Origin of the sequence: Paenibacillus sp. D9, from assembly GCF_001188365.1 — a bacterium.
GTDB classification, from domain to species: domain Bacteria; phylum Bacillota; class Bacilli; order Paenibacillales; family Paenibacillaceae; genus Paenibacillus_O; species Paenibacillus_O humicus.
In genome coordinates, this window is sequence record NZ_JZEJ01000001.1 from 1,566,072 (window position 1) to 1,585,985 (window position 19,914).

17 protein-coding genes are annotated in these 19,914 nt (G+C 60.6%); 1 reads left to right on the forward strand and 16 read right to left on the reverse strand.

Going from position 1 to position 19,914, the window contains the following annotated elements:
- Positions 1 to 9 precede the first annotated feature (9 nt).
- The 5 genes from VE23_RS07330 to VE23_RS07350 form a co-directional block, all read right to left on the reverse strand.
- Positions 10 to 843, reverse strand: a complete 834-nt coding sequence (locus VE23_RS07330) for a hypothetical protein (protein ID WP_049867667.1) — start codon at positions 841 to 843, stop codon at positions 10 to 12.
- Positions 840 to 1,529 (reverse strand): ABC transporter ATP-binding protein, encoded by a 690-nt coding sequence (locus VE23_RS07335; protein WP_049867668.1) that lies wholly within the window; start codon positions 1,527 to 1,529, stop codon positions 840 to 842. Before VE23_RS07335 ends, VE23_RS07330 begins: the two co-directional genes overlap by 4 nt.
- On the reverse strand, positions 1,526 to 1,960 hold the full coding sequence (locus VE23_RS07340) for a GntR family transcriptional regulator (RefSeq protein ID WP_021880984.1): 435 nt from the start codon (positions 1,958 to 1,960) through the stop codon (positions 1,526 to 1,528). Before VE23_RS07340 ends, VE23_RS07335 begins: the two co-directional genes overlap by 4 nt.
- 292 nt (positions 1,961 to 2,252) lie before the next feature.
- A complete protein-coding gene (locus tag VE23_RS07345; RefSeq protein WP_049867669.1) occupies positions 2,253 to 3,224 on the reverse strand; it encodes a D-2-hydroxyacid dehydrogenase family protein in 972 nt (323 codons plus the stop codon).
- A gap of 317 nt (positions 3,225 to 3,541) precedes the next feature.
- Positions 3,542 to 5,260: an ABC transporter ATP-binding protein gene (locus VE23_RS07350; protein WP_049867670.1), complete on the reverse strand. Its 1,719-nt coding sequence runs from the start codon at positions 5,258 to 5,260 to the stop codon at positions 3,542 to 3,544.
- A 188-nt stretch (positions 5,261 to 5,448) separates the two neighbouring features.
- Between VE23_RS07350 and VE23_RS07355 the strand changes: the two genes are divergently transcribed.
- Positions 5,449 to 6,798: an NAD(P)/FAD-dependent oxidoreductase gene (locus VE23_RS07355; RefSeq protein WP_049867671.1), complete on the forward strand. Its 1,350-nt coding sequence runs from the start codon at positions 5,449 to 5,451 to the stop codon at positions 6,796 to 6,798.
- A 187-nt stretch (positions 6,799 to 6,985) separates the two neighbouring features.
- On the opposite strand, the gene sigE is transcribed toward VE23_RS07355, so the two are convergent.
- The 11 genes from sigE to mraY form a co-directional block, all read right to left on the reverse strand.
- Positions 6,986 to 7,705: an RNA polymerase sporulation sigma factor SigE gene (sigE, locus tag VE23_RS07360; protein ID WP_076354877.1), complete on the reverse strand. Its 720-nt coding sequence runs from the start codon at positions 7,703 to 7,705 to the stop codon at positions 6,986 to 6,988.
- Between the two features lie 27 nt (positions 7,706 to 7,732).
- Positions 7,733 to 8,710 (reverse strand): sigma-E processing peptidase SpoIIGA, encoded by a 978-nt coding sequence (spoIIGA, locus tag VE23_RS07365; RefSeq protein ID WP_332310186.1) that lies wholly within the window; start codon positions 8,708 to 8,710, stop codon positions 7,733 to 7,735.
- A 243-nt stretch (positions 8,711 to 8,953) separates the two neighbouring features.
- The gene (gene ftsZ / locus VE23_RS07370; protein WP_049867672.1) at positions 8,954 to 10,081 is read right to left on the reverse strand and encodes a cell division protein FtsZ; all 1,128 of its coding nucleotides are present in this window, start codon (positions 10,079 to 10,081) and stop codon (positions 8,954 to 8,956) included.
- A gap of 14 nt (positions 10,082 to 10,095) precedes the next feature.
- On the reverse strand, positions 10,096 to 11,337 hold the full coding sequence (ftsA, locus tag VE23_RS07375; RefSeq protein WP_048749943.1) for a cell division protein FtsA: 1,242 nt from the start codon (positions 11,335 to 11,337) through the stop codon (positions 10,096 to 10,098).
- 314 nt (positions 11,338 to 11,651) lie between these two features.
- Positions 11,652 to 12,404, reverse strand: a complete 753-nt coding sequence (locus VE23_RS07380) for a cell division protein FtsQ/DivIB (protein WP_048749941.1) — start codon at positions 12,402 to 12,404, stop codon at positions 11,652 to 11,654.
- A gap of 127 nt (positions 12,405 to 12,531) precedes the next feature.
- A complete protein-coding gene (gene murA, locus VE23_RS26965) occupies positions 12,532 to 13,815 on the reverse strand; it encodes a UDP-N-acetylglucosamine 1-carboxyvinyltransferase (RefSeq protein WP_048749939.1) in 1,284 nt (427 codons plus the stop codon).
- A 15-nt stretch (positions 13,816 to 13,830) separates the two neighbouring features.
- Positions 13,831 to 14,742, reverse strand: a complete 912-nt coding sequence (gene murB / locus VE23_RS26970; RefSeq protein ID WP_048749936.1) for a UDP-N-acetylmuramate dehydrogenase — start codon at positions 14,740 to 14,742, stop codon at positions 13,831 to 13,833.
- 209 nt (positions 14,743 to 14,951) lie between these two features.
- Positions 14,952 to 16,058 carry an undecaprenyldiphospho-muramoylpentapeptide beta-N-acetylglucosaminyltransferase gene (gene murG, locus VE23_RS07395; protein WP_049869660.1) on the reverse strand — a complete coding sequence of 369 codons (1,107 nt, stop codon included), beginning with the start codon at positions 16,056 to 16,058 and terminating at the stop codon, positions 14,952 to 14,954.
- A 5-nt stretch (positions 16,059 to 16,063) separates the two neighbouring features.
- Positions 16,064 to 17,161 carry a stage V sporulation protein E gene (gene spoVE, locus VE23_RS07400; protein ID WP_048749498.1) on the reverse strand — a complete coding sequence of 366 codons (1,098 nt, stop codon included), beginning with the start codon at positions 17,159 to 17,161 and terminating at the stop codon, positions 16,064 to 16,066.
- A gap of 44 nt (positions 17,162 to 17,205) precedes the next feature.
- Positions 17,206 to 18,642 (reverse strand): UDP-N-acetylmuramoyl-L-alanine--D-glutamate ligase, encoded by a 1,437-nt coding sequence (murD, locus tag VE23_RS07405; protein ID WP_049867673.1) that lies wholly within the window; start codon positions 18,640 to 18,642, stop codon positions 17,206 to 17,208.
- Between the two features lie 295 nt (positions 18,643 to 18,937).
- Positions 18,938 to 19,909, reverse strand: a complete 972-nt coding sequence (mraY, locus tag VE23_RS07415; RefSeq protein ID WP_021881426.1) for a phospho-N-acetylmuramoyl-pentapeptide-transferase — start codon at positions 19,907 to 19,909, stop codon at positions 18,938 to 18,940.
- Between the last annotated feature and the right edge of the window lie 5 nt (positions 19,910 to 19,914).

Genomic DNA, 19,914 nt, shown 5'->3' on the forward strand with positions numbered 1-19,914 from the left:
AGTTCCTCCTTAGGCCGCGACTTTGGTGCGGAGCAGCCATCTGCCTAGCCACAGCGACAGCGCCGCATTGAGCAGCATGAGTGCGATTGCAGCCGCCAGCAGCTCGGAAGGATACAGCAAGGCCGTCCCTCTTTCCGCTTGGGCCCACATCCATGCGACCAGCATCAACGTCCCTGCCGTGTAGGCCAATCCGGCAAGCAATCCTTTGAACCGATAGCTTCTCTCCATAAGAATGGTCGTGAACAGCAAGAGCACGAATACCGATCCGAATCCGTAGACCAGCAGAAATTCATGCAGGCGCACCGGAATGAAGAGGACGAGATCCATGCCTCGAATCGTATCGACCAGAGTTCGCGGAACGCGCAGCTCGTCGGGCATACGCAGCCGGTACATCGTCATCTGAACGGCTACGATGCCTATCTGCAGGGCGAACAGGCTGAACACGAACGTCATCAGCGCTGTGAATTTGGACACATACAGGAGGAATCTCGAATGCGGCAGCATCAGCAGCCGATAGACAAAAGCCGACCTGCCAAACCAGTCCCTGTACCAGATGAGGAAAATATACAATCCGATCCCGCCGATGCAGATCACGATCGGGAATGTCATCCAGCTCTCTCTATGAGACCAAATCTCGCCCAGCGGAATACCGTTGTATCTCTCCGCATATTGGGCCAGAGACAATCCTTCGCGGGTCAATTGCCCGCGAATGGCTTGAAGCCGATCCCTCATCGCCAGCTGCAAGCCGATCAGCTGGATGGCGGACGTCATGGCCATCAGCCCGAGAAGCACAAGGCGGAAGCGGTAGATTTCCAAATGCACCAGCTTCAAATACGTTTTCAAGTCCGATATACCTCCCTCATGACGTCGATGATCGACTTGCCGTGATCGCTGCGCATCTCCTCGCAGTCGAAGTCGCGGATCACATGACCCTGATCCAGCATCACCGCCCGATCGACGAGATGCTCGATGTCGCCGATCTCATGCGTCGTTATGAGCACTCCGCGATCCTCGACCAGCTGGCTCGTGAATACCTCGGCAATCATCTCGCGGCTGAACAGGTCGATGCCGGAGAACGGCTCGTCCATCAGCACGTAGTCGACGTCCTGCGCCATGCCGAGCACGAGGTTGAACTTGGCCGCTGTCCCCTTCGACAGCCGGCCGATCCGCTCTCCGCGCTCGAGGCGGAAGAAGCTCATCAAATCCTCGGCTTTTTCGGCATTCCAGCGGGGATAGAAATCCGACATCAGCTGCAAGCCGTCCCGCAGCTTCATGGAACCCGGCAGCGTGAGCCGATCGGGGACAAAAGCAATCGTATGGTAGATCTCCGGGGAAAGAGGCTGGCCGCCGATGCGGATGCTTCCGCCATCAACCGGCGTAAGTCCCATAATCGCCTTCAGAATCGTCGATTTGCCGGCGCCGTTCAGACCGATGAGACTGGTGATCCGACCTTTCTCCGCCTTGAACGAAATCCCGTTCAAAACATTTTTGCGGCGGTACCGCTTGCGGATGTCGCTGACCTCGATCATCGCTGGCCCCCTCCTGCTCCATCATGATTGTTGTCGGCGGCAGCGGAAGGCCTTCCATATTTCTCCCGGACCAGCTCCACCAATTCCTCCACGGGCGCTTCCAGCCTGCGGACCGACTCCACGAACGCCTCCACCGCCTCGCCGAGCAGCTCGGAGCGGATCTTCCTCAGCACGTCGGCGTCCGTCGTAATATGGCTCGGCGAATTTCCTTCGGTCACGATCAAGTTCTGATCCTCCATTTCCTTGTACGCTTTCTGGGCTGTATTGGGGTTGATCTTCATGCGGGAGGCGAGCTCCCTGCGCGAAGGAACGGTCTGGCCGCCGCGCAGCCGCCCGGTCGCGATCATTTCCTTGAATTGCTTGACTACCTGCAAATAAACCGGATCCCTGCTGTTGAATGCCGCTTCCGGCCACTCCTCTTCGCCTGCCATCTCGCACCTCGGTTCGTGTGTGTACTATGTAGTTCATACACTCGATAAGTGTATTATGCGCATCATACACTAGAAATGTCAATCGTTTCCTAAAAAAAGAAACAAGCTGTCTTGATCCGCCCGGGGCGGATCACAGACAGCTTGATAGGCCATGCAATTTCTCGTTCCGGCGGAAACACGTTCAGAGCCTTGGCGACGCATGTTTATTCATGCCGTCCGGCTTCATGCCGGATGCCGAATGCTTGCTGCAAATCCCGCCTGCCGCCACGCTTGCACGGCATGCCCGGTCTCATCAGCCCTTGTAGGGCTGAACCGGACGAATCGGACGGCCCGCCAAATAAGCCTCGATGTCCTCCACCGCATCCTCGAAGTAGAGCCGGTAGTTGCTCTCCGTCACGTAGCCGATATGCGGCGTCGCCAGCACGTTCGGCAGCGTCCGGTAAGGATGGTCCTCCGGCAGCGGCTCGACGTCGAAGACGTCAAGCCCCGCGCCTGCGATCCTCTCTTCCTTCAAGGCAGACATCAGCGCCTCCTGGTCGACGATGCCCGCCCGAGACGTATTGATCAGGAAGGCGGTCGGCTTCATGAGCGCCAGCTCCTCCGGGCCCAGCAAGCCGCGGGTCCTGCCGCTCAGAACGAGATGCACGGACACATAATCGCTCTCCGCCAGCAGGGCTTCCTTGGAAGCCGCCAGACGGACGCCTGCCTGAGCCGCCCGCTCCTCGGTCAGGTTCTGGCTCCACGCCAGAATATTCATTCCGAATGCCCGCCCGATCTCGGCTACGCGGGTTCCGATCCTCCCCAGCCCGAGCAGGCCGAGGGTGCGGCCGTTCAGGTCGCTGCCGACGGTGCTCTGCCAAGGTCCGCCGCTGCGGAAGGAGTCGGTCTCGACGCGGACATGCCGCGCCAGGCCGAGCAGCAGCGCCCAGGTCAGCTCGATCGGCGCCTCCGAGCTGCCGCGCGTGCCGCTGACCGCGATGCCGAGCCGCTGCGCCGCGTCCAGGTCCACGGAAGCGTTGCGCATGCCGGTCGTCACGAGCAGCCTCAGCTTCGGCAGCCGGGCCAGCAGCGATTCCCGGAACGGCGTCCTCTCCCGCATGATGACAAGAATCTCCTCGTCCTTCAGCATCTCCGCCAGCTCGTCCTCGCTGTCATAATGCTCTGTCAGCACCGACAGCTCGAGCTTGTCTTCCAGGCGGCCCCAATCCCCATAGTTCAAAGCCGCTTCCTGATAATCGTCGAGAATCGTGCAGTTCGCTTTCATGGATCGTCGCCTCCCTTGTCGTCCTTTTCATTGTAGGAAGCGATCGGACGGGAAGCAACCATTTCCATGCGGGCCAAAGCCTCTTCCGGCCGGATGCGGGACCTTGAAGACGGCGATGCGGCCTTTCCAGCGCGCCGCCGCCAGCCAGCTCCCCTACTGACATAAAAACAGGCAGCCTGGCGGTTTCTACCTGTAGACGGAACGCAGAGCTGCATCCAGTATCCAATAAGAGAGGCCTGCCTTGCAGGGAGGAAGCTCGCGCATCTGCATGAATCCGGCTTGCGGAATTTGATTCCCCTGCAGCAGCCCGCTTCCCCTTAGGCTTGGCTCGCCTGGGCCACATGCAGGCGGCTGTAGATGCCGCCCGCGGCGATCAGCTCCTGATGCTTGCCCTGCTCCGCGATGCCGTCCTTGCTCACGACGACGATGCGGTCGGCATTGCGGACCGTGCTCAGCCGGTGCGCGATGACCAGCGTCGTGCGTCCGACGGACAGCTCCGCCAGCGCGGCCTGGATGGCCGCCTCCGTCTCGGTGTCGAGAGCAGACGTCGCTTCGTCCAGGATGAGGATCGGCGGATTTTTGAGGAACATGCGCGCGATGGACATGCGCTGCTTCTGTCCGCCGGACAGCTTCACGCCGCGCTCGCCGATGACGGTATCCATCCCTTCCGGCATGCTGCGGATCAGTTCGTCCAGCGACGCCCGGCGCGCCGCTTCCCAGATCTCCTCTTCGCTCGCCTGCAGGTTGCCGTAGGCGATATTCTCGCGGATCGTGCCGGAGAACAGGAAGACGTCCTGCTGCACGATGCCGATCTGGCGGCGCAGCGAATCCAGCTTCACGTCCCGGATGTCCTTGCCGTCCACCTTGATCGAGCCTCCTTCCACCTCGTAGAAACGCGGCAGCAGGCTGCAGATCGTCGTCTTGCCGGCTCCGGACGGACCGACAAAGGCGACCGTCTCTCCCGGCTTGATGCTGAGGCTGATATCGTTCAGAATCGGACGATCCGGCTCGTAGCCGAAGGAGACATGGCTGAATTCGATGCTGCCGCTGACGTTCTTCAGCTCGGCGGCGCCGGGCTTATCCTGGATATCGGGTTCCGTGTCCATGATTTCGCAATACCGCTTGAAGCCGGCGATTCCCTTCGGATAGCTCTCGATGACGGCGTTGATCTTCTCGATCGGCTTGAAGAAAACGTTCGACAGCAGGATGAACGCCATGAAGTCGCCGAGGTTGATTCGCCCTTCGATCATGAACCAGGCTCCCGCGATCATGACGAAGATGGTGATCAGGCGCATGAGCATGTACGTGATGCTGATGCTCTTGGACATCGTCTTGTAGGCCATCAGCTTGGTCGTGCGGAAGTTCTGGTTGTCGACGGCGAACAGCTTGTTCTCATGCTCCTCGTTGGCAAAAGACTGCACGACGCGGATGCCGCCGACATTGTCCTCGATGCGGGCGTTGAAGCTGCCGACATTGCCGAACATCCGGCCATAGGTCGAGCCCATCCGGCGGCCGAAGAAGATAACGAGCCAGGCCATGATCGGAACGATGACGAACGTGAGCAGCGCCAGCTCCAGATTGATGTAGGCCATCAGGGCAAACGAGCCCAGCAGCGTCATGACGGCGATGAATACATCCTCCGGACCGTGATGGGCGACTTCGCCGACCTCGGTCAGGTCGTTGGTCATTCTCCCGATGAGGTGGCCGGTCTTGTTGTTGTCGAAGAAGCGGAAGCTCAGCTTCTGCACATGCGCGAACAGCTTGCGCCGCATCTCCGTCTCGATGTTGATGCCAAGCATATGTCCCCAGTAGTTGACGACATAGTTCAGCACTGTATTCAGCGCATAGATCGCCAGCAGGCCGACGCAAGCCCAGACGATCAGCTGCCAGTCCCCGCCCGGCAGCAGCTTGTTGATGAACTGCTGGACCGCGACCGGAAATGCGAGCTCAAGCAGGCCCGCGACGACGGCGCAGGTGAAGTCAAGGATGAAGAGGCCCAGGAACGGGCGGTAATGAGAGAAAAATCGGCGGAGCATGTCTTCACTCTTTTCCGGTTGGTTTTGATACAAAATTCTGTATAAACTCTATACTAATTGATAGTCATTCTCAGGGTCAAACCCTTTTTTGGCTTTATTCAAACCTTCCCTCCCTCGCGCCGGCGCCGCAACATGTTCGAAGGCCTGTTCCCATGCTAAAATGAAAGCATAAAGGAGAGCGTTCATTCATGTATGATGTCACGATCATTGGCGCCGGAGTCGCCGGCATCTTCGCCGCCCACGCCCTGATGGAGGCCGCTCCTGGACTCAAGGTGCTGGTGGTGGACAAAGGAAAGCCGCCGAGGGAACGAAGCTGCCCGCTGGAGCAGGGAGGCAGCTGCCAGTGCGACGCCTGCGAAGCCTACATCGGATTCGGCGGACTTGGCCGGTCCGAAGGAAAATACAATTTCACGACCGACTTCGGCGGCGAGCTGGAAGGGCTGCTCGGAGAACGGCTCGCGATGGAAAGGCTGGACGAGGCCGACCGCATCCTGTGCCTGTACGGGGCCGCCGAAGCCGTTCCTTACCGGACGCACAGCAGCAGCCTTGCCGCCAGGGCGGAAGCCGGCGGCTTGAAGCTGCTCAGCTCGACCGTCCGCCATTTGGGCACCCGCTTGTCGCGGCAAGTGCTGGACGGCTTCTATGAAGCTCTGTCGGCATGGGCGGATTTCAGCTTCCGGACCGAGGTCGTCTCGCTGGACAAGAATTCAGGAGGCTTCATCCTTCGCCTCTCGGATGGACGGACGTTGCCGTCGAAAAAGGTGTTTCTCGCCACGGGACGCAGCGGCAGCGGCTGGCTGGAGCAACTGCTTCCGACGCTCGGCCTGGAAGCGAGGCAGACCCGGCTGGATCTCGGCATCCGGCTGGAAATGGCGGGAGGGCAATTGGATTCCATCCTTGAGGAAACGTTCGAAACCAAGCTGCGCTATGACGGGGACGGCTTCTCGGCGACAACCTATTGCATGAATCCAAGCGGCCGCATCATCCGCAAGCATCAGGAGGGCCTCGTCATGGCCGACGGCCAGAACTTCAAGGAACAAGGAAGCAAAAGCGCCAACCTCAACTTCACCCTGTTCGTTCCGCGCCACTTCCCAACCCTGCAGGAGGCCGATGCATGCGCCCGGCAAGTGCTGGGGAAGGTCAACCGTGGCGGGGATCGCCTGGCCGTCCAAAGGCTGGACGATCTCCGCCGCGGGCGCTCCTCCAGCCCGGAAGGCATCCGCTCCAGCCGGATCAGGCCGTCGATCGAGGCGGATCCGGGAAATCTGGCCGAGGAGCTGCCGGAGCTGTATGTTCGAGCCGCCATGGAATTCCTGTCCGCGCTGGAACGGCTGCTCGGCGAACGTCTTGACGGCGATACGCTTCTCTATGCGCTAGACGGCAAATTCTATGCTCCCAGACTGGCAGTCGACTGCCGCTTCCAGACGGAAATCGAAGGGCTGTATGCGATCGGAGACTGCTCCGGCTCGACCCATTCGCTCTCCCAGGCGGCGGCCAGCGGCATCCATGCCGCACGCTGCGCGCTCGGCCTTTCCTGAGACTCCCCCTCAGCCTGTCCTTCCCAACAAAAAGCCGGCCCTCTATGGAGAGGCAGGCTTTTTGCATGCTCGAAGCTTTTTGCATGCTCGGAGCTTTTTGCATGCTCGGAGCTTTTGCATGTCCGGGCTCTGCCTGCCCGATCTTCAATCCGCTGCTTTTGGTCTGCTCCAGGCCGCTGCCTGCACATCAGACCATCTTGTTGAATTCCTTGCGCAGGCGCTTGATGATCCGCTTCTCGAGGCGGGAAATATAGGATTGCGAGATGCCGAGCTGATCGGCGACATCCTTCTGCGTCTTCTCTTCCCCGTCGGCAAGCCCGAAACGCAGCTCCATGATGATGCGCTCCCGCTCTGTCAGCTTGTCGAGCGCCTTGTGCAGCAGCTTGCGGTCGACCTGCTCCTCGATGTTCCGATAGATCGTGTCGTTCTCGGTGCCGAGCACGTCCGAGAGCAGCAGCTCGTTGCCGTCCCAGTCGATGTTCAGCGGCTCGTCGAACGATACCTCCGTCCTCGTCTTGCTGTTGCGGCGAAGGAACATCAGAATCTCGTTCTCGATGCAGCGCGAAGCGTACGTAGCCAGCTTGATCTTCTTTTCGGGATCGAACGTATTGACAGCCTTGATCAGGCCGATGGCTCCGATCGATACCAGATCCTCGATGTGGATGCCGGTATTCTCGAACTTGCGGGCGATGTAGACGACAAGCCGCAGGTTGCGCTCGATGAGCATGGCGCGGATCGCGCTGTCCCCGGACGGAAGCCTCTCCAGCAAGTATTCCTCTTCTTCGCGCGTAAGCGGGGGAGGGAGCGCTTCACTGCCGCCGATATAATATATTTCCTGGCTTTTCAGCCCGAGCAAAAACAGCAGGCGGTAATAGAACAACTGCATATTCAGCCGGAATTTAACCATTATAGTCCCCATCTCCTCTTTTGTTGGTCAGCCGGCCCGATGCTCCACCAGCGAAGGGTGGATGATAGCGCGGTAAGAGCCGTCAGCTGCCAGCTTGCCTCCATCCAGTCCGATGAGCACTTTGCTCGATTCGCTCCGTTGTCCTTCTCTCACGATGACGACCGTATCCGGCTTGACGGCGAGCATGAACTGCGTCCCTTTGTTGATTCCGCGGTAGGGGACGAGCCGCAGGCGGTCCTGCCAGGGAAATTCCTCTTGTCCAAGCCCGGCGATCAGCCGGTCCACCTGGGAATCCCGGATTCCCTGCATCCAGCCGGGAGGGATCTCGTCCTCCCACAGCGAGGCTTCCATCACCATGACCGGTGTCCGGGAGAGCGGATCGTAGAGCTGGTTGCCCGTATCGACGAGACCGGTGCAGCGATGCTCCTTGCCGCCGATGATGACGGAAACTTCAGCCAGATGAGTCAGCACCAGCTCCTTCTGCCTTCGTGCGCTGACGACGCTGCGGAAGACATACAAGCCGATGCATAGGAAGCTGAACGCGTATACGCCGCCCATCTGCACTTCGAATGCGACTCCATGCCGGAGCAGCGTCATCGTCCTCCATACTTTTCCGGAGCCCTGCATAAGAAAATAGTAGATGCCGAGAACGGCGCCGGCCGCTACGAAATTGACCGCATAAAACGTTCCCACAAGACGGGCAAAGCTTCGGGTATCGGCATAACCGAAGGCGACCGCGATTATAATCAGCGATATAGCCGCCTTGACGATGACGGTAAACAGCATGGAGAGCGGCGGAAAAAGCATCAAGGTCACATAGATCCCGCCGATGGCGGCAGCGGTCAATACCCGCCACGGCTTGGCCTTGATTCCGCGCACCCAGGCAGTGAGCAGCAGCATGGAGCCGTCCACCATCAGCTCCTTGAGAAACAGCACATCGACGTATACGGCCAGCTGAAGCCACCCTCCTGTCCACCCTTCGGCACCGTCCGGCTCTGTCGGCAGAGCAGGCCGGGGAACGATAGAAACAAGTATAGTGCAGCGCCAAGCACAATGTCTGTCTAAACCTGGCGCGGCGCCGCAACTAATTTTGTCGGAAGCTTAGAGGCGCGGCGGAGCTGATTCTCCTCTTTTCGACCACGATAAAATGAAGATGAACAAGGCTTTAACCGGGGCCTTGTCGGTTTTTAGGCATAGAAAAAGACCGCATCTTCCGTCGGAAGATGCGGTCTGGGTAGGGACTGCGGATCAGCGGTCGCCGCGCGGGCGGTTGTTGCGCAGGAAAGCGGGAATCTCCAGCTGGTCGCTCGGCGTATTGGTGAACGGCTTGGCGCTCGGCTGAGGGGCGCGCTGCTCCTGAGGCTCAGGAGCGGCTCCATGAGTTTGCGTCTGCGGGCGGCGGGCCGGCTGAACAGGCGCCGCCTTGTGCTCGAAGCCTGTCGCGATGACGGTGACCTTGATCTCGTCCTTGAAGTCCTCGTCGATGATCGCGCCGAAGATCATGTTGACCTCCGGATCGGAAGCCTCGATGACGATCTCGGCCGCTTCGTTCACCTCGTACAGCGACAGGTTCATGCCGCCGGTGATGTTCATGATGACTCCGCGGGCTCCGTCGATCGACGTTTCGAGCAGCGGGCTCTGGATCGCCTTGCGGGCAGCCTCGGCCGCGCGGTTCTCGCCGGTCGCGATGCCGATGCCCATGAGGGCGGAGCCGCGCTCGGTCATGATCGTCTTCACGTCGGCGAAGTCGAGGTTGATCAGGCCCGGTACGGCAATGAGGTCGGAGATGCCTTGGACGGCCTGGCGAAGCACGTTGTCGGCTTCGCGGAACGCCTCGAGCATCGGCGTCTTTTTGTCGACGATCTCAAGCAGGCGGTCGTTCGGGATGATGATCAGCGTGTCGACCTTTTCCTTCAGCGCCTCGATGCCGTTCTCGGCCTGGTTCGAGCGCTTGCGGCCCTCGAAGGTGAACGGTCGGGTGACGACGCCGACCGTCAGCGCTCCGCATTCGCGGGCGATTTCGGCGATGACGGGAGCAGCGCCGGTACCGGTGCCGCCGCCCATGCCGGCCGTCACGAATACCATGTCCGCGCCTTTGAGCGTAGCGGCGACGAGATCGCGGGATTCCTCGGCCGCTTTTTTGCCGACCTCCGGATTCGCGCCCGCTCCGAGGCCGCGCGTAAGCTTGTCGCCGATCTGGAGCTTATGCTCCGCCTTGGCAAGGTGGAGCGCCTGGGCGTCGGTGTTCACCGTAATGAACTCCACGCCCTTCACTCCGTTGTCGATCATCCGGTTCACCGCATTGCTGCCGCCGCCCCCGACACCGATGACTTTAATTTGTGCCAGCTGTTCCAAGTCAATATCGAACTCCAACATTCTATTTCCCCCGATCAGATGAATTCGCTGAACATGTTCTTGATTCGTTCAATCATGCCGGGTTTAGCGGGGGCTGCGGTTCCCGTCTTGCGGCTTGCCTGCTTCTTGACCGCTCCCGAATTGCGAATCGTCATATGCTTGCTCACATATTGGATCATTCCGACTCCGCTGCCGAAGGCCGGGTCGCGTACGCCGATGAAGTCCGGGACGGCGATGCGGACGGAAGATTCCAGCTCCTGCTGCGCCACGGTCAGCGTGCCCGGCAAGTTCACTGTGCCTCCGGTGAGCACGTAGCCCTGGATTTTTTGGGCATAGCCCAAACGGCGGACTTCCTGCCGGATCATGTAGAAGATCTCGGCCATGCGCGGCTCGATGATGTTCGCCAGATCGACCTGGGAGAATTCCTTCTCGACGTTGGAGCCGAGCCGCGTCACCTTGAAGCGCTGGTCCTCCGCGGCGTCGTACACGGATGCGCAGCCGTACTTGAGCTTGATCTTCTCCGCTTGCTCCGTCTGCGTGCGAAGGCCGTAGGAGATATCATTGGTGACGAATTCCCCGCCGACCGGCAGCGTCGACGTGGCGGCCAGGCCGCCCTGATCGAAGATCGACAGAGTCGTGGATCCCGCGCCGATGTCGACGATGGCCGTTCCCATCGACTTCTCATCCTTGCTGAGGGACATCATGCCGGACGCCAGCGACATCAGGATGATGCCGGAGATGTGCAGCCCTGCCTTCTCCACGCAGCGGATCAGATTATGTATGGCCGTCTTCGCTCCGGTCACGATGGTGGATTCCACTTCGAGACGGACGCCGATCATGCCGCGCGGATCCGAAATGCCTTCAAGCCCGTCGACCAGATACTGCTTGGGCACGAGATTGATGATTTCGCGTTCCGGTGGCAGCGCCACGACCTTGGCCGCCTGCAGCACGCGCTCGATGTCTTCCTCGCCGATCTCGCGATCCTCGTTGGAAACAGCCACGACGCCGTGGTTGCTCTGGAGCGCGATATGATTCCCCTGAATGCCTACGTACACTTCCGAAATCTGAATGTCGACCATTCTCTCCGCATGCTCGACCGCGTTGCGGATCGACTTGACGGTCTGGTCGATGTCTACGATGGCTCCCTTGCGGATGCCTTCCGAGTCGGACGATCCAACCCCAATTATATTAATGGCTCCGCCTGTCACTTCGCCAATAATAACTCGAACCTTGGATGTACCGATGTCCAAACTGACAATGATGTCGTTATTGCCCAATTCCGCGGCACCTCCGTTTCGGGTCGCATTTATCGGTATTCCTTTTTAATCTGATCCTACATATTCAACACAGTTAATATTTTCCCTCTTTTTTCTACATTTTTTTCGCCTGCCAATTCAACCCAGCAAAGAAAAAAAATGAAGGAGGGGCGGCCGTCTCGGCACTCTCGCCGCTCGCCGGAAGCGAGTCCGAAGCCGCTGCGGAGATGTCTCGCCGAGGGACTAAAGGCATGATCATCTAGGAAAAATGCCATATCTTAAATTCTACCATTCTTTAGGGCGAAATAAAAGAGCGGGAGCCAAGCGGCTTTGCTTCATGGTCCGGCTTCCTCCGAGCTGCCCGCGGCTTGCACGAACGGCGAATAGGTATCCGCAAGCAGCAGCGTGACCCGGCCGGGATCCCGCTCCTCGACGACCGAATTCAGCGTGTCGATCTTATCCTTGAGCAAGGAGGCGGCCGTAATGACTTCGAAGCCGTTGCGGGTATAGATGCGGATCCGGTCCGGGTAGGATTCGGTCGGAGAAGGCATGATTTCCGATAAATTGCCGAGAGCGGCAGGATCGATCAGGGCAAGCTGCCTGCACAGCTCGCCCTTCACGGAATCGTCCTTCTTCCATCCCGACAGGACCGGCTTGTCCACGACCGCTTTGGCCTGGTCGGCCTGGATGATGGAGCCGCTCGCCAATATGGCGCTCAGCTGGCCGTTCGCAGCGAGCTCAAACGCTACCGGCGGATATTCCTCGACCGTGATTTTGATCTGTCCGGGAAAGGTTTTGGCCACCTTGACTTCCTTGACCGAGCCGAGCTTCCGGATCCGGTGCTCCACGCTGGAGGAAAGAGTGCCGAAAAAGGCGTCTCCGGCACGAACGCTTGCCGCCTCGCGGATCCGCGCTTCCGTCGTGAACTGCTCGCCCTCGACCGTGACGACGCTGACCTTGCTGATCGAGGAATTAAAGAAAAGGATCGATAATAAAATAAGGAATAGAAGCACCAGGATGAAGACGAGTTTCCGGTTGCCCCTCCGCTTCGGCGGCGGATCCTTCAAGATCGGGATCAATTCAGCCAAGCTTGTCCCTCCTTCAGCCGCGAAACGGTCTCCGCCCGCGCGGAGAGCCGTTTTGCGGCAGCACATTTCGGTTCTATTGCATCGGCGTCCGCGGGCAGAAGCTCCGGCACGGGATATCCCTTGAAGATCAGCCCGGTACGGCTCCGTTGTCCGGAACCGGCGCGCTGCGGACAATCCGTGCGCCAAGCCGCGCAAGCATGGATTCGATGCTGTCGTAGCCGCGGTCGATATGATGCACCTGCTCGACGACTGTGCGCCCATTGGCCGCAAGTCCGGCGATGACGAGAGCGGCGCCGGCCCGCAGGTCCGTCGCTTCGACCGTTGCCCCGTACAGCCTGGATACGCCCCGGATGACGGCCGCGTTGAGATCGACGCGGATATCCGCTCCCATGCGGCTGAGCTCGTCGACATGCTTGAAGCGGCCCTCGAAAATCGTTTCCTTCATGATGCTCGTGCCGTCGGCCAGAGCAAGCAGCACCATCACCTGCGATTGAAGATCCGTCGGGAAGGCCGGATAGGGAGAAGTGACGATCCGCTCGACCGCCTTCGGCCTTGCCGACGTTCCGACGGTGATGGCGTCTCCCTCGATGCCGATGCCGACTCCGGCGCGCCGGAGCACATGGATCAGGGAAGACAGATGCGCCGGCCTCGTGTTCGTCAGCGTAACCTTTCCTTTGGTCGCAGCGGCAGCTACCATGACGGTGCCGGCCACGATCCGGTCCGGAATGACCCGATAGCGGCATGGAGTGAGCGATTCGACCCCTTCGATCGTAATCGTATCCGTCCCCGCTCCGATAATGCGCGCGCCCATAGCGTTGAGGAAATGCTGAAGATCCTGGATTTCCGGCTCCCTGGCAGCTCCCGTTATCGTCGTTCTGCCCTCTGCGAGCGCAGCGGCCATCATGATGTTCTCCGTCGCGCCTACGCTGGGAAAGCCGAGATGAATATCGGCACCGCGCAGCTTCTCCGCCCGGCAGGAAATCCGATCCCCATATTCCTCGATCTCGGCGCCCAGCGAACGCAGCCCTTCGAGATGAAGGTCGATCTTCCGCTCTCCGATCGCGCAGCCGCCGGGCTGGTAGAGATGGACTTCCCCGAACCGGGCGAGCAGAGGTCCCATCAGAAAAATGGAGGAACGCATCTGACCCATCAGCTTTTCGGGGATATGGGCCTGGTATGCCGTCGCCGTATTGATCGTGACGGTGTCGCCGACATGTTCCGCGCGGCAACCGAGCTCCTGCAAGATGTGCAGCATGACTTCTATATCGAGCAGCTGCGGCACCGAATCGATGACGACCGTGCCGCTGGCGAGCATGCTGCCTGCCAGTATCGGCAGAGCTGCGTTTTTCGCCCCTTGGATAGCAATGGTTCCTGAGAGAGGTTGCCCGCCTTCAATCACCAATTTGTCCAAACCTACACCTCCAAGTTACCGCTCACCCACCACCAATACTTCCGGCTTCAAGTCAATGCCGGTACGGTCCTTGACCGTGCCGCGAATATGGGCGATCAGGGTGAGGACGTCTTCAGCCGCCGCCTGGCCGGTGTTGACAATGAAATTGGCGTGCAAGGTCGACACCTGGGCTCCGCCTACCGAATAGCCTTTGAGCCCGGCTTCTTCGATCAGCTTCGCGGCATAGGTGCCGGGAGGATTGCGGAAGACGCTTCCGCAGCTCGGCTGATGCAGCGGCTGCGTGGCTCTGCGCCGATCTTTGTGAGCAGCCATCGCAGACGTGATCTCTCCGGCCTCTCCTCTCTCGAGCTCGAAGAGAGCTTCCACGACGATGCCGCGGCTAGCCTCCTCCTGCAGTCTCGAATGGCGGTAAGAGAACTTCATCTCCTCCGGTCCCCACGTCACCAATTCCCCTGTCTCCAGCACAATGTCGGCTGATTTGAATATACGCGACACATCGGATCCATGGGCTCCCGCATTCATATAGACGGCACCGCCTACCGTGCCTGGAATTCCCCCGGCGAATTCCAGTCCCGTCAGCCCTTTCCTGCCGGCTTTAACTGCAAGCGTGACGAACGGATACGCGGCTCCGGCACGCACGAGCGGGCCGTCGAATTCCGCGAAATCCAGCGCAGACCCCGGCCTGATGACGACGCCGCGGATTCCTTTGTCCGAGACGAGCATGTTGGAACCCTTTCCAAGCGTCATCCAGGGCACTTCGTGCCTGCGCAGAATGCGAATCGTTCTTGCCAGCTCTTCCTTGCCGCTCGGGACAACCACGGCATCGGCCGGTCCGCCGATTCTCCACGTCGTAAGCGACGAGAGCGGGACCTGCTGGCTGATGTCGCCCACACGGGCTTCTTCCAGCTCTTGCATCCAAGCTTTCATGGTGTTCCTCCTTCATTCGCGGTGCTCAAGGCGGGGCAAGGCTGTCAGGCTGCAGCCCGAAGCCCTCGCGGGCTTCGGTGAATGCCCGCACTCCCTGTAGGAATGCGGTAACCGGCCGCCCTTAGGTGACGGACACGATTATGCTGATATCCTATGCCTCCCCGGGCTCTATGGTGACAGGAGCCCGCCCACAACCCGCTTCTCGCCTTTTATTTCTTCGCCAGCCTGCGCAGCTCCGCAGTCAGGATCGAAGCGGATCTCGGCATGCCGAGCTTCCGCGACGCTTCCTTCATGCGCTGCAGTCCGGCGCTGTCCTGCAATATCGCTTCGATGCGGCTCCATAGGCCGTCACCGCTGAGTTCACGCTCAAGCATCAGCTCGGCCGCCCCCGCGTCTGCGAGATTGCGGGCATTGGCTTCCTGATGGTTATTCGTCACATTGGGCGACGGAATCAAGATGGATGGCAATCCGAGCGCCGTCAGCTCGGCCAGCGACGAAGCGCCGGCCCGCCCGACGACCAGCGTGGAGGCGGCCAGCACCTCGGGCATGTTATGAAGATAAGGCAGGACATGAAGATGATTGGTGATGCCCGGCGCCGCCTCCTTGATGGCCGCGGAGGTGCGTTCGTAATAGCTTTCTCCGGTCACAAAAACATAATGGACGGCTCTGGAGCGGGCCGCGGCCGGCGCCATGGCGACCATCGCGTCATTGATGGCCTGCGCCCCCCTGCTGCCGCCTACGACGAGCACGATGCGGCTCCCCTCGGCGATGCCGAGCGAAGCGTAGCCTTTGCTGCGGCTTGCCTTGACGACATGGGAAGCGCATGGGTTGCCGGCATAGACGGTGCGCTTCGCCTTGCCGAATGAAGCGGCCGAAGCTTCGAAGCTCACCGCCACGCAATCGGCGTAACGGGACAAAAACTTGTTGGTCAGCCCGGGAACGGCATTCTGCTCATGGACGAGCGTCGGGATGCCGAGCCTCGCGGCTGCATACATGACGGGCCCGCATACATAACCGCCGGTCCCTACGACCGCGTCGGGCTTGAAAGCCTTCAGCAGCTCCTTGGACCGGCTGACTCCCTTCATGAAGCGGATGACGGTCCTGACGTTCTCGACCGACAGCTTGCGCCTGAAGCCGGTGATTTCCACCGCCTCGAAGCGCACGCCCGCCTCCGGCACGATCCGGCTCTCAAGCCCGCGGCTCGTGCCGATATAGAGCAGCTCCGTCTGAGGCTCTTCCTGCTGCATCTGCTTGCCGATGGCCAGGGCGGGATAGATATGCCCCCCGGTTCCTCCTCCGGTCAGTACGATTCGCATGATGTTCACCTCGAGTAACGGGATATATTGAGCAAAATTCCTAGTGCGGTCAAAAGCAGGGTCAAAGAAGATCCGCCGTAGCTGACGAGCGGCAGCGTGATGCCTGTGACCGGCATGAGGCCGATGACGACGCCGATATTGATCAGCACCTGCACGGCGACGATGCCGGTAATGCCTGCCGCCAGCAGGCTGCCGAACGTATCCGGGGCATAGATGGCCGCCCGCATCCCTCTCCAGACCAGGATCAGGAACAGGAAGATCAGGGCGCCTCCCCCGATGAAGCCGAGCTCCTCCGCCAGGATGGAGAAGATGAAGTCGGTCTGCGGCTCGGGCAGGTAGCTGTACTTCTGCCGGCTCATGCCGAGGCCGAGACCGACCAGCCCGCCCGGGGCGATCGCATACAGCGATTGGATGATCTGGTAGCCGGCGCCGAGCGGATCCTGCCAAGGGTCCAGGAACGACGTGATCCGCTTGAGCCGGTAAGGCGCCGCCAGGATGAGGCCGACGAATCCCGCCGCCCCGATCATCGCGAGTCCGCCGAGATGCTTCAGCCGAGCTCCCGCCACGAACAGCACGAGCAGCGAGGCGCCCATCATGACGCTGCCCGTCCCGAGATCCGGCTGCAGCATGATCATGCCGAAGGCCGTTCCCATGAGAGCGAGCGGCGGCAGCAGTCCTTTGGCGAACAGCGTGATCCGCTGCTGGTTGTCGGACAGCATCTTGGCGAGGAACAGAATCATGCCGAGCTTCATGAACTCCGACGGCTGGATGCCGAAGGAGCTGATGCCGAGCCAGCTGCGGGCGCCGCCGCGAACGACGCCGACGCCGGGAATAAGCACGAGGACCAGCAGCCCGAAGCAGACGAGCAGGACGGGCTTTGCGTATTTTTTCCAGACATGGTAGTCGGCGTTCATCGTGAAGATCATGGCTCCGATGCCGAGAACGGCAAAGATCGCCTGGCGCTTGACGAAATAGTAGGGATCGCCGAATTCCTGGAACGCGCGGACCGCGCTGGCGCTGTAGACCATGACGAGTCCAACGGAAAGAATCAATGCTATCGCTCCGACTAGCCATACGTCCGGAGCCGACCGGACTTTGGGCATGACGCACCACCTCAGGCATGGGAAAGTAGGGACAAGCCCCCTACTTACAAGGTATGCGCCGATTCCTTAAACATGCGCCCGCGGTCTTCGAACGAAGGGAACATATCCCAGCTCGCGCAAGCCGGCGAGAGCAGGACGGCATCCCCCGGCGAAGCGAGCCGGGCTGCGGCTTTCGTCGCTTGGCGGATGACGGATTCGGCGTCACCTTCAGCATCGACCACCGCCACATTCGCCATACCCGCCAGCTCCGCCACCCGCGCGAGCTTGCCGCGGGTCTCGCCGAGCAGGACGAGCCCCTTGATCTTGGGGGATCCGAACAGCGGCAGCAGCTCCATGTAATCGGAGCCGCGGTCGAGTCCGCCCGCGATCAGGATCAAAGGCTGCTCGAACGAACCGGTCGACATGAGCGTTGCGACCGGGTTCGTCGCTTTGGAGTCGTTGTAGTAGCGGACTCCCGCTGCTTCGAGCACGAACTCGAGACGATGCTCCACGCCTCCGAAATCCCGGAGAGGAGCCGCAAGCAAGGCCGGCTCGACCCCGATCGCGATGCACGCGGCGACGGCGGCCAGCGCGTTCCCCGCGTTATGCCTTCCCGGAACGCCGAGCTCCCGGACGGCGACGATGGCCTGCTCCGTCCCGTCCCCGCTGCGGTATACGATCGTCCGCTCCGGCTCGCCGGCGTTGTCCGGCGCCCCGGCGGCTTCGTAAGGAGGCTCGATGCAGACGCCGCTCTCGAGCCTGCGATAGAGCGAGAACGGAATCAGGCGCGACTTCAAGCCGGCTTCGATCGCCGCGCAAGCCGGGTCGTCCGCATTCAGCACGGCTGTATCCTGCTCCGTCTGGTTCGCGAACAACTTCGCTTTTGAGGCGACGTAGTCGTCCATCGAGCCGTGATAATCGAGATGCGTCTCCGCGATATTGAGCAGCAGGCCGACCTGCGGCCGGAAGCTGCTCGTGCCTTTCAGCTGGAAGCTGCTGAGCTCGGCGACGAGCACGCTGCCTGCATCCGCTTCTTCCGCCGCTTCGCACAGAGGCCGGCCGATGTTGCCCGCGACGATCGGACGCCGGCCAGCCGCTTCCAGCATGCGGCCGATCCAGGTCGTCGTCGTCGTTTTGCCGTTGCTGCCGGTAATGCCGATGATCGGCGCCGGCGACAGCAGGCCCGCCACCTCGACCTCGGTCACGACCTCGACGCCAAGATCCAGCGCCGCGGCAACAGGCGGAGCGTTGTACGGAATGCCGGGATTCTTGACGAGCAGGGCCGTCTGGGCATCGACCAGATCGTCGGGATGATGCCCGCAGATGACTTCGATTCCGAGCGCGGCCAGCTCGGCGGCTTCCGGACTCTCTTCCGCAGGCTTGCGGTCGTTGACCGTTACATTCGCTCCCAGGCGGTGGAACAGCCTGGCGACCGCGGCTCCGCTGCGCGCCAAGCCGAGCACGACGACGCGGCGATTCCGGTATGTGGACGGATGATTCATGCCAATCTCTCCTTTTATGTAGCCAAACGGCTATGCCGTCCGTTGCCGGACGGAGTCATTTCGCATGGATGGCTAGAATACGCTAAGCTTCAAAGGTGTCGGAGCGGGCTCATGCGGAGCGGATGCCGATCCGATGCATGCGCCGGCAGCTCCGCATCTCCTCTGAAGGAAAAGAAACCGCCAAAGCGAACGGCCTCGTCCTCATGGAGAGGGAAGGTTCCGAACGCCCGGCGGCACTTGTAGCTATGCTGCGTCCGGCATTCGCTTCCCCCTTGAGGGCGGCAGCCGCGGCTCGTCAGCCTCCGGTGACCCGGTAGAGTACGAGACCGGCAGCGGCCAGCACGAGTCCGGCCGTCCAGAATACGGTAACGACCTTCCATTCCGACCATCCCGACAGCTCGAAATGATGGTGGATCGGGCTCATGCGGAAAATCCGCTTGCCGCCCCGGAGCTTGAACGAGCCGACCTGGAGAATGACCGAGATCATCTCGAGGACGAATACGCCGCCGATCAGAATGAGCAGAATCTCCGTCTTGGTCAGGATCGCGACGGCCGCGAGGCCGCCGCCGATTCCGAGCGAGCCGGTGTCGCCCATGAACACCTTGGCCGGATGCGCGTTGAAAATAAGAAATCCAAGCGCGGCTCCGACGAGCGCGGCGGAAAATACGGCGCTCTCATGCTCCGTCGCCTGCATCGCGATGATGGTGAACGCCCCTGCCGCGATCGCGCTCGTCCCGGCCAGCAGGCCGTCCACTCCGTCCGTGAAGTTGACCGCATTGGTCGTAGCGAAAAAGATGATGACGACAAAAGGATAATAAAGCCATCCGAGATCCCAGCTGAAATCCGTTCCGGGAACGGCAATCTCCGTGCTCTGTCCCATCCGGTGCAGCAGCACGCAGACGATGATGCTGAAGAGCAGCTGCCCGGCGAGCTTCTGCTTGGCCGTCAAGCCAAGCGAGCGCTTGAGCACGATCTTGATGTAATCGTCCATGAAGCCGACCAGGCCGAAGCCGAGAGCGCCGACGAGCAGCACCCAGAATTCCGTCGTTTTCTCCGAGAACTTCAGGAAAGCGACGAGAATGGCAAGCATGATGATGATGCCGCCCATCGTCGGCGTTCCCGATTTTTTGAGATGGCTCTGTGGCCCTTCCGTGCGCACCTGCTGTCCGAACTTAAGCCGCCTCAGCAGGGGGATGAACAGAGGTCCGAGTATAACTGCTAGAAGAAACGATACGCCAAGTGTCATCAGTATGACCAGCATGTCCATGCTTT

What these genes read in the sequence shown, in the direction of transcription:
- VE23_RS07335 (WP_049867668.1), bottom strand. Translation starts at nt 1,529, where the DNA reads ATGATCGAGGTCAGCGACATCCGCAAGCGGTACCGCCGCAAAAATGTT.
- VE23_RS07340 (WP_021880984.1), bottom strand. Translation starts at nt 1,960, where the DNA reads ATGGCAGGCGAAGAGGAGTGGCCGGAAGCGGCATTCAACAGCAGGGAT.
- VE23_RS07345 (WP_049867669.1), bottom strand. Translation starts at nt 3,224, where the DNA reads ATGAAAGCGAACTGCACGATTCTCGACGATTATCAGGAAGCGGCTTTG.
- VE23_RS07350 (WP_049867670.1), bottom strand. Translation starts at nt 5,260, where the DNA reads ATGCTCCGCCGATTTTTCTCTCATTACCGCCCGTTCCTGGGCCTCTTC.
- VE23_RS07355 (WP_049867671.1), top strand. Translation starts at nt 5,449, where the DNA reads ATGTATGATGTCACGATCATTGGCGCCGGAGTCGCCGGCATCTTCGCC.
- sigE (WP_076354877.1), bottom strand. Translation starts at nt 7,705, where the DNA reads ATGGTTAAATTCCGGCTGAATATGCAGTTGTTCTATTACCGCCTGCTG.
- ftsZ (WP_049867672.1), bottom strand. Translation starts at nt 10,081, where the DNA reads ATGTTGGAGTTCGATATTGACTTGGAACAGCTGGCACAAATTAAAGTC.
- murB (WP_048749936.1), bottom strand. Translation starts at nt 14,742, where the DNA reads ATGAAAGCTTGGATGCAAGAGCTGGAAGAAGCCCGTGTGGGCGACATC.
- murG (WP_049869660.1), bottom strand. Translation starts at nt 16,058, where the DNA reads ATGCGAATCGTACTGACCGGAGGAGGAACCGGGGGGCATATCTATCCC.
- spoVE (WP_048749498.1), bottom strand. Translation starts at nt 17,161, where the DNA reads ATGCCCAAAGTCCGGTCGGCTCCGGACGTATGGCTAGTCGGAGCGATA.
- murD (WP_049867673.1), bottom strand. Translation starts at nt 18,642, where the DNA reads ATGAATCATCCGTCCACATACCGGAATCGCCGCGTCGTCGTGCTCGGC.
- mraY (WP_021881426.1), bottom strand. Translation starts at nt 19,909, where the DNA reads ATGGACATGCTGGTCATACTGATGACACTTGGCGTATCGTTTCTTCTA.